The organism is secondary endosymbiont of Heteropsylla cubana (assembly GCF_000287355.1).
Taxonomy (GTDB): domain Bacteria; phylum Pseudomonadota; class Gammaproteobacteria; order Enterobacterales; family Enterobacteriaceae.
The window spans coordinates 888,165-901,589 of the sequence record NC_018420.1 but is presented as its reverse complement, the minus strand read 5'-3'; the positions used below and the strand labels follow the sequence as shown (position 1 = coordinate 901,589).

At 32.7% G+C, this 13,425-nt stretch carries 9 protein-coding genes; 1 reads left to right on the top strand and 8 read right to left on the bottom strand.

Going from position 1 to position 13,425, the window contains the following annotated elements:
- The first annotated feature begins 261 nt into the window (after nt 1-261).
- Nucleotides 262-1,242, top strand: coding sequence for a murein hydrolase activator NlpD (gene nlpD / locus A35E_RS02435; RefSeq protein ID WP_014889099.1), 981 nt, complete (start codon nt 262-264; stop codon nt 1,240-1,242).
- A 1,015-nt stretch (nt 1,243-2,257) separates the two neighbouring features.
- On the opposite strand, the gene dksA is transcribed toward nlpD, so the two are convergent.
- From dksA to A35E_RS02395, 8 genes are all read right to left on the bottom strand, one after another.
- Nucleotides 2,258-2,713 (bottom strand): RNA polymerase-binding protein DksA, encoded by a 456-nt coding sequence (gene dksA, locus A35E_RS02430; protein ID WP_014889098.1) that lies wholly within the window; start codon nt 2,711-2,713, stop codon nt 2,258-2,260.
- Nucleotides 2,714-3,764: 1,051 nt separating this feature from the next.
- On the bottom strand, nt 3,765-4,724 hold the full coding sequence (gene accA, locus A35E_RS02425) for an acetyl-CoA carboxylase carboxyl transferase subunit alpha (protein ID WP_014889097.1): 960 nt from the start codon (nt 4,722-4,724) through the stop codon (nt 3,765-3,767).
- 12 nt (nt 4,725-4,736) lie between these two features.
- The gene (dnaE, locus tag A35E_RS02420) at nt 4,737-8,222 is read right to left on the bottom strand and encodes a DNA polymerase III subunit alpha (protein ID WP_014889096.1); all 3,486 of its coding nucleotides are present in this window, start codon (nt 8,220-8,222) and stop codon (nt 4,737-4,739) included.
- 1,121 nt (nt 8,223-9,343) lie between these two features.
- Nucleotides 9,344-10,519, bottom strand: coding sequence for a lipid-A-disaccharide synthase (gene lpxB / locus A35E_RS02415; RefSeq protein WP_044105222.1), 1,176 nt, complete (start codon nt 10,517-10,519; stop codon nt 9,344-9,346).
- Nucleotides 10,520-10,521: 2 nt separating this feature from the next.
- Nucleotides 10,522-11,310 (bottom strand): acyl-ACP--UDP-N-acetylglucosamine O-acyltransferase, encoded by a 789-nt coding sequence (lpxA, locus tag A35E_RS02410; RefSeq protein ID WP_014889094.1) that lies wholly within the window; start codon nt 11,308-11,310, stop codon nt 10,522-10,524.
- A gap of 4 nt (nt 11,311-11,314) precedes the next feature.
- Nucleotides 11,315-11,767 (bottom strand): 3-hydroxyacyl-ACP dehydratase FabZ, encoded by a 453-nt coding sequence (gene fabZ / locus A35E_RS02405; protein WP_195909745.1) that lies wholly within the window; start codon nt 11,765-11,767, stop codon nt 11,315-11,317.
- Between the two features lie 81 nt (nt 11,768-11,848).
- Entirely contained in the window at nt 11,849-12,874 is a 1,026-nt protein-coding gene (gene lpxD, locus A35E_RS02400; RefSeq protein WP_014889092.1) for a UDP-3-O-(3-hydroxymyristoyl)glucosamine N-acyltransferase, read from the bottom strand.
- Between the two features lie 3 nt (nt 12,875-12,877).
- Nucleotides 12,878-13,375: a molecular chaperone Skp gene (locus tag A35E_RS02395; RefSeq protein WP_014889091.1), complete on the bottom strand. Its 498-nt coding sequence runs from the start codon at nt 13,373-13,375 to the stop codon at nt 12,878-12,880.
- Nucleotides 13,376-13,425 lie beyond the last annotated feature (50 nt).

The following is a 13,425-nucleotide window of genomic DNA, read 5'->3' as shown; positions in this document are numbered from 1 at the left end:
GATATTGTCGAATATCTTAAATTTGTTCCCATTAACAAAAGAAGACCTTGCTTAATATTTAATTCCTAACGTTATATATATTTATAAAAGAAAACAGTATTTGATGATGTCATGAGTAGATAAAGTGTAGGTTGGATATAAAGGTTATAAAAAATTACATTTAGTTGTTATCTAATTATATAGGATATGAAGATATAATTCTTTTATTTATTTAAAACGATTACTAGTTTTTATGATATTAGGGGGGGGGAGAATTGAGCTATGGTTAACACTAACCAGAAATATAATCACGCTGTACTGTTTATTATAGGCAGCGGATTTCTAGCCAGTTGCACCAATAATAAATTACATGCTTCAATAAGCGAAATTGGTCATAGTTACAGTCTTAAAAAAACAGGTAAGCATGATCAATCCCGTTCTTTAATTAAAAAATATTCGCATTATAAGATAAACAGAGTTTTGCAAGAAAATAGTCTATATAATAGAAATTATAATAACCTTCAAAAAGGAAGCTATCATGATACGCGATACGAAGTAAAATCTGGTGATACTCTATTTTATATCGCCTGGATAACAGGGAATAACTATAAAGATTTAGCAAGAAAAAATAATATTCAAGAACCTTACATCCTACATGTAGGTAAAGTTCTTCAAATAACTAACAAAACGGTAGATTTAATTAGAAAGGAACCATTAGGTGAGAATGATTTACCATTTTACACTAATGAACAAAAAAGCAAACAAAATGCAAAAAATATCTTAAAGATATTTCATAGAGAAAAAAATATTCTTAATGATATTCTTCCTTCTACCAAGTTAATTAAATCGACAAAAATTACACCAGATATTAGTCCTTCTCCAAACACGATCATTATTGGTTGGTGTTGGCCAACAAATGGAAAGATTCTCGATCATTTTGTCGATGAAGCGGGTGGTAATAAAGGAATTGATATCTCCGGTTCTCGTGGACAAGCGATTTTAGCAAGTGCCAACGGAAAAGTCGTTTATGCTGGAAACGCTTTGCAAGGTTATGGTAACCTTATTATTATTAAACATAAAAATGATTACTTAAGCGCTTATGCCCACAACGAAAAGATGTTGGTTCGAGAAGAAGAATTAGTATTAGTGGGACAAAAAATCGCCACTATGGGTAGTACTGGAAGTAATACAATCAGACTACATTTTGAAATTCGTTATAAAGGGAAATCCGTAAATCCGCTAATTTATCTTCCAAAGCGATAAATAAGAAGAGACATCTTATTTATCTTAAAAATTATTATATAGTTTATCATCAAAAGTAGGAACTTATATTGATTCATTAAATAAATATTTAGAATATGAAAAAAATTTTAGTTTTTTCTAAAAGTTTCACTTTATTAAAGTATTTTGCTGTTGTTATACATTTAAACATTTTAAATTAAAACTTATCCTCGTCTGTTAAAATGGCTTTATGAGATTACTGATCAATAGATAATTTTTGATAAAAATCGAGTTTATTTTTATAAAAAGTTATTATTTTTTTTCAATTATCACATGATTTTTTGATCAAAAAATAGATTTATAGTATTTTATGTTGTCCATAAAAAAAATGAATAGAGATAAAACAATCTATTTTTTAGTTTGTTTGAAGCTATATAATTTTATATTTCGTGATTTTTTTTAGAAGCAATTATTGCTATAGTATCGTTTTTTTAGCACGATGAAGATTTTTGATCTTTCTTTAATTATAAAGACAAAAGAAATATTGATGAGTAAAATATTGTTTTTATTTATGCAGTATTGTTAGCATATATAATATGTATTACTATAATGTAGAGGTAGCCATATGATAAATATAATTACTATGAGCGCTAATCTAAAATTATGTTGTTTTTATAATTAAAAATTAAAAAAAACATTTAGACAAAAAATGAATTAGAAATAATGCTTTAAATAAAGCATATATTAAACAATGTCTTCTAGATTTATTATTACTGATATCAATAGATAAAACAATACTATAACACAGATACGATAAACTTATATGGTTGATTAATATATTGTATGTATAATTGATAAAAAAAGTAGTAGATATATATATTTAAGTTAACAATTAAACAGGTATTAAAAATGGAAACAAATCATGTGTGGTGCAATAGAAAAAGGTCTATATTAAAAATATACAAAATTAATATATAGTAATCAGAATCTAATTTGATAGATATTATTAATAATCTGGTGATTTTTATATAAATGTAAATTTATAATCAAAATTAATTTACCCTGCCATCTGCTTTTCTCGAATTTCAGCTAGAGTTTTGCAATCAATGCACAAAACTGCAGTTGGTCGCGCTTCGAGACGACGAATACCAATTTCAATTCCACAAGATTCACAGAATCCAAAATTGTTATCTTCTATTTTCTTAAGAGTGTTCGAAATCTTCTTAATCAACCTATATGCTCGATCACGGGTTCTTAATTCATAACTAAATTCTTCTTCTTGCACAGCACGATCTATTGGGTCAGGAAAATTCATTGCCTCATCTTGTATATATAAAAAATTTCGGCCAATTTCATTTTTAATTTTATTAAGCCAAGCTTCTAAAATTCGCTTGAAATGTAATAGTTGAGCATTATTCATGTACTCTTCATCAGATTTTTCCTGATATGGATTTACTCGATCAATGGCTAGAATATTTATGGCAGATATCTTGTGATTTTGTTTTTTTTGCATAGTCTGACTCTTGTCCTTTTTGTTTAATAAGATTAAAAAAATCTTTTCATTTGCTATTGTGATAAATAGAAGATTAACTTCGAGTTAATAATGACTCCTAACTTCGATGTTTATATTTTATAAATTAAGACTGATCGGATTAACTAGTAATAAAAATAAATGAATCTTTATCAAAAAAAATATTATACACTTCTAAGTTTTGTATGTTCATAGAATTTTATTCTTATTTTTTAGATTATCAACTTTAGACTTCTTTTGTACCAAGAGATATCATCGTTCAAGATTACTTGATGTATTGAATTTATCGACTTTTTAGATTTTATCGTAATAAAATAAGTATTTAGCGATCTAGTTAAATCTGAAAGCGTATTTCATTGTTAATATATTTCGATATAGTACATCTTCAAAGACTTATAAATTTTAGAGAGTTTTCTTAATATCATTTTACATTTAAACAAATTTTTAGAAAGTGATTTAGGTTGTTTGCTAATTAAAAAAGCGACAAACGTTTCAAAAAAAAGTATTTTGAAATATCTATTTTAAAAAAAACGCATATTCCATCGTTCATATAGAAAAATAAACATCTTTAGTTAAAATTTATAAAAAATTAAAATATTAAAAAAGTTAGTTTATTTAGATCAGCTAAAAGAAAAAACAATAAGTAGTGTATTAAAAATTATTAAACAAAAAAAGGGGGATAATAGCGTCTAAAAAATCTACAACGAATATTTGAGAATTTATTTTATCCACTCACTGTTAAACAGCATATTATTTTATGAAACCACTTAAAAACAGATAATATGAAGTATAAGCATACTGCTTTTTTAAAAAAAAATATTTTAAAAGTACTAAATAGGTATAGGTTTTCACTATGTTAAAAGAATATTTCTAAAATCATTAAAAACTGTTGTAATATAAGAATATTTTTATTTAACATCAGAGATTATCTCTTACATATGCTTCCTAAAAGCTAATTACACAATGTGTAAGTGGTAGATAGCTATTATCTCTGCTGTAGAGCACTACTCTTCTAGGAAGCCTTATCGATTATTTAGCAATAACCATAATTCATCAAACGATGATAACGCCGCTTTAGTAAATCTTCTATATCCAGAGTATCAAGTTCTGATAAATCGGTAAGTAATTGCATTTTTACTGATGCAGCCGTTGCTTGTACATTACGATGAGCTCCTCCTAGCGGCTCGGGTACGATATTATCGATAAGTTCTAGCGCTTTTAAACGTGAGGCAATAATACCCATAGCTTCAGCAGCAATAGGGGCCTTATCTGCACGCTTCCATAAAATAGAAGCGCAACCTTCCGGAGATATTACTGAATAAGTACTGTATTGCAGCATATTGATTTTATCACCCACCCCAATCGCTAATGCTCCCCCCGATCCCCCTTCGCCGATTACTGTGCAAATCACAGGTACCCGCTGACTTGACATTTCACGTAAATTTTTTGCAATAGCTTCAGCTTGTCCGCGTTCTTCAGCACCGATACCTGGATGAGCCCCTGGAGTATCGATAAATGTAAGAAGCGGTAATTGAAAACGATCGGCCATTTCCATGAGCCGCAATGCTTTACGATGCCCCTCCGGAGATGGCATACCGAAGTTGCGACGTATTTTCTCTTTTGTTTCCCGACCTTTCTGATGTCCAATAATCATTACCGGACGTGAATTGAGGCGAGCAATCCCGCCGACAATAGCTTTATCATCAGCATAAATACGGTCACCTGCCAATTCATCAAAATCAGTAAAAATATGTTGGATATAATCCAGCGTATAAGGTCGCATAGGATGACGTGCTAACTGCGCTACTTGCCAGGCTCCTAAATGAGAAAAAATTTTCTTTGTTAATTCTACACTTTTATCGCGAAGCCGACTAATCTCTTTATCTAAATTAATATCGAATGTTTCATCTTGATGATTAATTGCAACAAGCGAGTTAATCTTTGCTTCTAAATCTGCAATTGGCTGTTCAAAATCAAGAAAATTCAGAGTCATAGTATTCCTATACTACTTAAATTCTAGTACTACATGTTCATCTCCAACAAGTTGTCTTAAATCATTAAGTAAATGGTCACTTGGTGTTACCTTCCAGTCAGATCCACAATGCAATCGTCCTAATACATATTTTCCTCGATAAGCAATATGTACTGGAATTGTTCCAAATCGATAGGGTTCTAATAATGACTGGAGATGGTTGAGAAAATTTTCATCAATTGTCTTATTACTTAAAGAGACAACAAGTCTCCGCGCATATTTCTGACGTGCTTCACTTAGATCCATTAATGTTCGAGCAGTCATTTTTAATCTACCGTTAATTTCATCAAGATTCACTTCCCCCTCTACGATAAGAATACGGTTTTTTTCTACTAAATGTTGATATTGTTTTAAAACATTTTGAAAAAGAATAACGTCTAGACGTCCAGAACGATCATCCAGTGTAAAAACTCCAATACGGTTTCCACGTTTAGTAAGTATTATTCGTGAAGATAGCACTAATCCTACGGCCTTCACGATTTTTCCGTTCTCAGTAGGGTGTATATCTTTTAAACGTTCTCCAGTTGTATAATGTGCGATTTCATCAAGATACTGTGTAATAGGATGACCAGTTAGATAGAATCCAATTGTTTCTCGTTCACCCTCAAGTATTAGTTGCTTAGACCATGGTGTTATATTGCTATTAGAGACTTTTTCTGGCACTACTGAATTTCCAGGTAATATTCCGAACATATCGGTTTGACCCATACTATCAGCTTGAGCTTGTTGAATAGCTGTTTTAAATGCGTCTTTTAGATTATTTATTAATGCAGCTCGATGTGATCCAAGTCGATCAAAAGCTCCTGACATAATTAATTTTTCTACTGAATGCCGATTAATTTTTTTAATATTAATACGCATACAAAAATCAAATAAGTCAGTAAATTTGCCATTTTTATTGCGTGCTTTAATTATTTCTTCAACAAACCCCTCTCCCACCCCTTTGATAGCACCAATACCGTAAACTATTTCACCATCTGAATTAACATAAAAATAATATTGACCAGTATTAATATCCGGGGGAAGAACTCTTAGGTTCATACGAAGACATTCGTCAACTAGCCCTACAACTTTTTCAGTATTATCCATATCTGCAGTCATTGTTGCCGCCATAAATTCAGCAGGATAATGAGCTTTTAACCATAAGGTTTGATAGGATACTAAAGCATAAGCAGCAGAATGAGATTTATTAAAACCATAACCTGCAAATTTCTCAACTAAATCAAATATTTTCATTGATAGTTTACCATCAATACCAATGCTTTCAGCTCCTTTTTTAAAAATAGAGCGCTGTGTAACCATTTCTCTTGGATTTTTTTTTCCCATAGCTCGGCGTAATATATCAGCCCCACCTAGAGTATAGTTCGCCAAAACTTGGGCTATTTGCATGACTTGTTCTTGATACAAAATAATTCCATAAGTCGGATCTAATACGCTTTTCAGTGATAAATGTTGCCATTCACTATCAGGATAAGATATTGCTTCATTACCGTGTTTTCGATCAATAAAGTTATCAACCATACCAGATTGCAAAGGTCCAGGACGAAATAAAGCTACAAGGGCAATCATGTCTTCGAAACAATCTGGTTGTAATCGCTTTATAAGATCTTTCATTCCTCGGGATTCTAGCTGAAATACACCTGTCGTTTCGGATTTCTGTAAAATGTCGAAGCTTTTCTTATCGTCTAGCGGAATCGTTTTAATGTCAATAAGGCTCTGACCTTGATTTTCGCGTCGATTATTAATTTTCTCAAGAGCCCAATTAATAATAGTTAGGGTGCGAAGACCTAAAAAATCAAATTTTACGAGACCGACGTACTCTACATCATTTTTGTCAAATTGAGTTACCGGATGATTTCCTTTAGCATCACAATATAATGCTGAAAAATCAGTAATTTTTGTCGGTGCAATTACCACGCCTCCGGCGTGTTTTCCTACATTTCTAATGATACCTTCAAGCTTCCTAGCCATATCAATAAGAATTTTTATTTCTTCATCACGATCATAAATTGATTGTAATTGCGGCTCCATATACAAAGCTTTTTCGAGTGTCATACCAGCATCTTGAGGTATTAGTTTTGAAATTTGATACACAAATCCATAAGGATAGCCAAGCACACGCCCAACGTCTCGTATTACCGCTTTAGCTGTCATTGTTCCAAATGTAATAATTTGAGCAACCGCATCTCGACCATAAGTTTTAGCAACGTGTTCAATTACCAGGTCTCGTTTTTCCATACAAAAATCAACATCGAAATCTGGTAGTGATATGCGTTCTGGATTTAAAAAACGTTCGAATAATAGATCAAACCTTAGGGGGTCAAGATCAGTAATATTTAATGCATAAGCTACCAATGATCCAGCACCGGATCCTCGACCAGGTCCAACAGGAATACCGTTATTTTTTGACCATTGAATAAATTCCATCACAATTAGAAAGTAACCTGGGAATCCCATTTGGTTTATTACCTTCAATTCAACATTTAAACGTACATCATATAGATGCCGTTTTTTTCGACGTATCTTAGGGTCTTGAAAAAGAAATCTTAATCGTTTTTCTAATCCTTCTTGTGCACATTTTATTAAATAATTTTCTATAGATATCTCACCAGTTGGAAATTTTGGTAGAAAATATTTTCCCATCGGAATAGAAATATTACAACGTTTTGCAATTTCAACGCTGTTAGTTAATGCTTCTGGTAAATCAGCAAATAGTGTACACATTTCTTCTTCTTTGCGTATGTATTGCTGTGGACTATAAATCCTTGGTCTTTTAGGATCATTTAAGGTAAAACCATGGTGTATTGCCACACGAATTTCATGGGCATTAAAATCTTCTTGGTTGATAAAACGCACATCATTAGTAGCTACAATAGGAATCCCTCGACGCGCCGCAAGATCTACTGCAGCATGAATATAATTTTCTTCATCTTCTCGTTTTGTTCGAATTAGTTCAATGTAGTAATGATTCGGAAAATATTTCTCGTAAAAAAGCAAGCATTTTTCTACTTTTAGCATGTTTCCTCGTATTAACAATTTTCCAATATCGCCTTTTCTTCCTCCAGAGAGTAAAATTAATCCTTTATTATATTTAATTAACCATTCACGATTTATTACAAGTCCAGAAGATCCATATCCCCGTTTGTAGGCTTCTGAGATTAATAAAGTCAAATGTCGATATCCTATGTCATTGGCTGCTAGTAAGGTTAATTCTCCCACTTCATTTGTTAGTATGTCACTTTTTATAAGAAAATCCGCACCAATAATCGGTTTAATTCCCACTTTATAGGCACTGCAGTAAAATTTAAGAGTTCCACATAAATTATTGAAATCAGTAATAGCTATAGCTGGCATATATAAAGCTGCAGCTTTATCAATTAAAGATCCAATTTTGATGATCCCATCGACTATAGAGTAATCACTATGTACGTGAAGGTGAATAAAACGTGGTTCAACCATATTCTTACTCGCTAAGAAGTTTTTCTGATGAAATTATACTATAATTGCAATTAGTAATAGAGTTATTGTGTGTGTGTGAGTGTTGTAAGATGGGAAGATTTTTTTTGAAATAAACTATATTGATATGAATGGTATCTTCGTTTTATGATCTGATCATGCGAATGCACAAGGGAGATCAATAAAAACTATACATAAAATAGTTATTATATAACTAAAAATTAGTCTTTTTAAAAAAATTTATTTTTATACAGTTTAAATGTATGTAAATATTAATGATTACTTTATAACTATTTTTTATAGTTATAGCAAGAAAGTAATGTAGATTAACATCTATTAAAAAAATTTATAAAATCATTCTTTTATCTAGTAAACTTGATAAGTAAGTTGATTTTTTTTCTACAATTACTCTCTATTTTTAAATAGAGAATCAACTGTTTTTTTAGTTACGATCAGAATATTAATTGGACATTTATTTTGTTTTCTGCATAAAAACATTATCATTTTAATGAATTATTAAAATTATATTTAGAGAAGACCAACTAGATGATACTTAGCTCATTACGCACTAAATAAGCTGAATAATTTATTAGCCGTGTATCTCATAAAATATTTAATAAAAGTTATGGTATTTATATTCAGTTTTTTTATTTTAGACATAAACTCATACGCGTTAAAACATATTGTTTTTTTTGTTGATTCTTTTTTTTCAAAAAAAATCTAATTTTTTTCATTTTAACACAAAAGACATTCTATGAATAATAATAAATATTTTTATTCGAAATGCTTTTTCGTATTTTTAATAAATAATTTAATTTTTTAATTACAGAAAGTTATATTAGAAATATCTTAAATCTTATAAAGACAAAAATGAATCTTGAATTATTACAAAAGAAGAACTTTCTATATGATAACAAAAAAATGCATTTCATCTATATTTGCATGTTTCTATATTATATTACACTAGCAACTTTATTAGGATGTATAATTAAAAGTTTATACTGATTTATAGCACATAATATAGTTAAACTAATATTTCATGTAAAAATTATGATTTTTTTTAGAATTATAAACTTTAAAACAATAGGAGTATAAAAAAATACATAAACATATCATATCGTGATTTACGCGTTCGTTTTATAAAAAAATTGATGATTACTAATAAGCTTCAAAACAGCGCGTGCAGCTTGTTCATCAGCGTTACATCGAATTCGTTGATGTAGTTGGGAGAATGTAGCCAACAAGGCCGAATCGTGTCTATTTTCATGCAAAAAAGGAAGAAGTGCGTTCACAAGGGATTCTGGGTGGCAGGCTTCTTGTAACAGTTCGTTTACTAACGCACGACCTGCTAGAAGATTAGGAAGGGATATCCAAGAAGTTTTTATTAATCGACGTGCTAACGAAAAGGTTAATGGATTCATACGATAAGCAACTACCATTGGGCATTTTGCTAACATGCATTCAAGAGATGCTGTACCAGAAGCAAGTAGGGTTACATTGGCGGCAGTCATAGCTTCTCGAGATTGATTTTTCAATAATCGTAACGGTAATTTAGGAGCAACTTTTGATTTGATTTTTTCGAACTGAACTTGTCTTTCGAGACTAACTAACGAGACAATAATGTCTAGCTTGGGGAGTCGTTTATATAATTGCTCTGCAGCACGTAAAAAATCTGCACTTAACATTTCTATTTCGCTTTTTCTACTCCCTGGAAGCAGAACAAGGCAGAGCGCATCAGAGCGAATATTAAGAAACTTACGGGCCGATTTTTTATCTGGCTCAATAGGCATTACATCAGCTAAAGTATGTCCGATAAATTGACAAGGAACATTATAGCTATCATACAAGGCTTTTTCAAAAGGTAATACAGCAAGCACGTTATCTGTAGCCTGACGAATTTTAAATATCCGCTTCTTTCGCCATGCCCAAATAGAAGGACTTACATAATGAATGGTACGAATTCCACGTTGCTTAAGTTTTTTTTCAATGTAGATTGTAAAATCTGGTGAATCAATACCAACAAATACGTCAGGACGTAATATACTAAAACGCGCAATTAAATCATGACGAATACGAAGTATTCTAGGAATCCTTTCAAGTGTTTCCATTAACCCCATAACTGTTAGTTCTTCCATAGAATACCAGGATTCCATGCCTTCTAGTTTCATCAGTGGGCCAGCAATTCCGATAAACCGAGCTTTCGGGACATGTCTTCGGATCGCACGTATTAATCCAGCTCCAAGAATATCTCCTGATGCCTCTCCAGCAACCAGTCCGATAGTAATAAGAGATGATGAAATCATTATCGAATAATACCCCGCTTGGATCGGGGAAGAAAATCGAGGAAAGCATTTACCACCTGATGTTCTTTTGATAGTGCTGATAACTCCAGCTTAGCTTCATCTAAAGTCTTTCCACTGCGATAAATAATTTTGTAGGCAGCACGTATTGCTTTTAGTGAATGCCGATCAAAACCTCGTCGCTTTAATCCTTCAACATTTAATCCAAAGGGGGTAGCATGATTACCCTGAGCTAATATAAAAGGTGGAATATCTTGTGTTATAGCAGAACCACCACCAATCATAACGTAAGCTCCAATGACACAAAACTGATGTACTGCAGTCATGCCTCCAATAATCGCGTAGTCATCAACTTCTACATGTCCACCAAGTGTCGTATTGTTTGCCATAATACAGTGACTACCTACTGTGCAGTCGTGAGCTACATGAGTGTTCACCATTAGTAAATTATCGCTACCGATTCGAGTAACTGCTCCACCTTGTATAGTCCCTCGATGAATAGTAACACTTTCTCTTATCCAATTACGATTTCCAATTTCAACTCGCGTTATCTCTCCAGCATATTTTAGATCTTGATTTACCTCTCCCAGTGAAACAAACGGATAAATATGATTATCCTCCCCAATTCTAGTAATACCAGTTATTACTACATGAGACTTCAGTATTGTGCGGGGATGAATTTCAACTTGTGAGCCAATAATGCAAAACGGGCCAATATGTACGTCGGCATGAATGATAGCCCCTTTTTCCAAAATAGCGCTAGGATGTATAAAGGCTGATTGATCAATCACCTAATCACGCCTCCCTACGCCGAGCGCACATCATTAATGCCTCGCATGCCACTTCATTATTAACTTTAGCTATACCTTTAAATCGGGCGACACCTCGACGCTCTTTAATAAATTCAACTTTAAGAACCATCTGATCGCCTGGCTGCACAGGACGTTTAAATCGAGCTTTATCAATAGCAGCAAAATAATATAGCTCTCCTAAAGCCAACTTACTTGCACTTTTAAACGCTAGAATACCGGTCGCCTGTGCCATAGCTTCGAGAATTAATACTCCAGGAAAAATTGGTTTACCCGGAAAATGTCCTTGAAAAAAAGGTTCATTGAAAGAAACGTTTTTTATCGCCGAAAGGAACTTTCCTTTTTCGAAATCTAAGACACGATCTACTAATAAAAATGGAAAGCGATGAGGCAATAGCGCTAATATCTCTTCAATATGCAGAGTATGAATGTCAGTAATCAAAATACTCTTCCTGTTTATAAAAACTTAGCATTAACAACAGGGCCTGCTTCAATCTCGACAAGAAAACACACAACTGAGTTAACTGATTTTATCTAATTTTTTCTCAATGGCTCTCATGCGTTTTCGTATATCATTAATAGCCATGACTGATACAGCAGTTTTACGCCAATCTTTATTCGGCTGTAACGGTATCCCTGATGAGTAAATACCCGGTTTAGTGATCGGTCGCATTACCATTCCCATCCCAGTGATTATAACTTGATCACAGATAGTTATATGACCTTTGATGACACTTGCTCCTCCAATCATACAAGAACAACCGATGGTTAAGCTTCCAGCCATGATAACACCTCCAGCAATTGCGGTATTTTCACCAATAATCACATTATGTGCAATGTGGCATTGATTATCAATAATCACACCGTTGCCGATACGAGTGTCATCTAAGGCCCCGCGATCAATAGTAGTACAGGAACCAATTTCAACTCTATCACCAATAATAACCCGTCCTAATTGAGGTATTTTTATCCAGTTTCCACAATCGTTTGCATATCCAAATCCATCAGAACCGATGACAGAATTGGACTGAATAATGCAGTTTTTTCCAATAAAAATGTTATGATACACGCTGACATTAGCCCATAATTGAGTACCGGATCCAATTTTAGTATTTTTTCCAATAAAACATCCAGGGCCAATTATCACGTCATCATCAAGGATAACTCCAGAGTCAATTACAGCATTAGATCCTATTGCAACCCGTTTTCCAAGGGTTGCGCTAGGCGAAATAAATGCCCCTAACCCAATATTTTCCGCAGGTTTGGGTGTAGTATCCATTAATTGTGCAATGCGCGCGTAAGTCAAGTAAGGGTTTTTAACTACTAGTGCGGCACCTTTAAAAAAAGGTAGACTGCTAGAAGTAAGGACTATTGCTGATGCTTGACAGGAAGAAAGTTCTTCGTAAGAGCGAGTATCTAAGAGAAAAGTAATATCTCCTATTTTTGCGTTGCGCAGAGAAGCAATACCAGTGATGGTAATATCACCATCACCATGCAATTGTGCATGCAACTCTTGTGCTAGATTAGCTAATCGAATTGAAGACATATCTTATTTAACCTGCTTCAGAACGTCATCAGTAATATCATTAGATTTTACAGCATATGCAACTGCATTAGCATCGATAACTATATTATAACCTTCTTTAATAGCTATATTTTTTACAACCTCCTCAATTTGTTTAAGAATCTTATTACGTTCCTCTGTTTGTCGATAACGATTTTCTTGTTCAAAAGCCTGCGCCTTAGTGGAAAAATTTTCGCGTTGCGCTATCAGCGCATTTTCTAATGAAAGACGTTCACTAGATTGCATTGTGGCGCTACCATTTTGTAGACGTTGCATATTTATCTGTAAATCACGCTCCATAGATTGAAGTTCGGTAGCTCGTCCTTCAAATTCTTTTTCAAGTTTTTTTGCAATTTCAACTCGTTGAGGTAATTTCTGAAAAATAGTAGAAACATTAACCACCGCAATTTTATTAAAAGCATGTGCTCCAGGAGGCATAAAGCAAACTATGCTTAGTCCAAAAACACATAACCACTTTTTCACTATAAACTCCTTAATTACTATCTGTTGTAGTGTAATATAAAATTAGGAAA

Coding starts and splice junctions, on each gene's coding strand:
- dksA (WP_014889098.1), bottom strand. CDS start 2,713: ATGCAAAAAAAACAAAATCACAAGATATCTGCCATAAATATTCTAGCC.
- dnaE (WP_014889096.1), bottom strand. CDS start 8,222: ATGGTTGAACCACGTTTTATTCACCTTCACGTACATAGTGATTACTCT.
- lpxD (WP_014889092.1), bottom strand. CDS start 12,874: ATGTCTTCAATTCGATTAGCTAATCTAGCACAAGAGTTGCATGCACAA.
- accA (WP_014889097.1), bottom strand. CDS start 4,724: ATGACTCTGAATTTTCTTGATTTTGAACAGCCAATTGCAGATTTAGAA.
- nlpD (WP_014889099.1), top strand. CDS start 262: ATGGTTAACACTAACCAGAAATATAATCACGCTGTACTGTTTATTATA.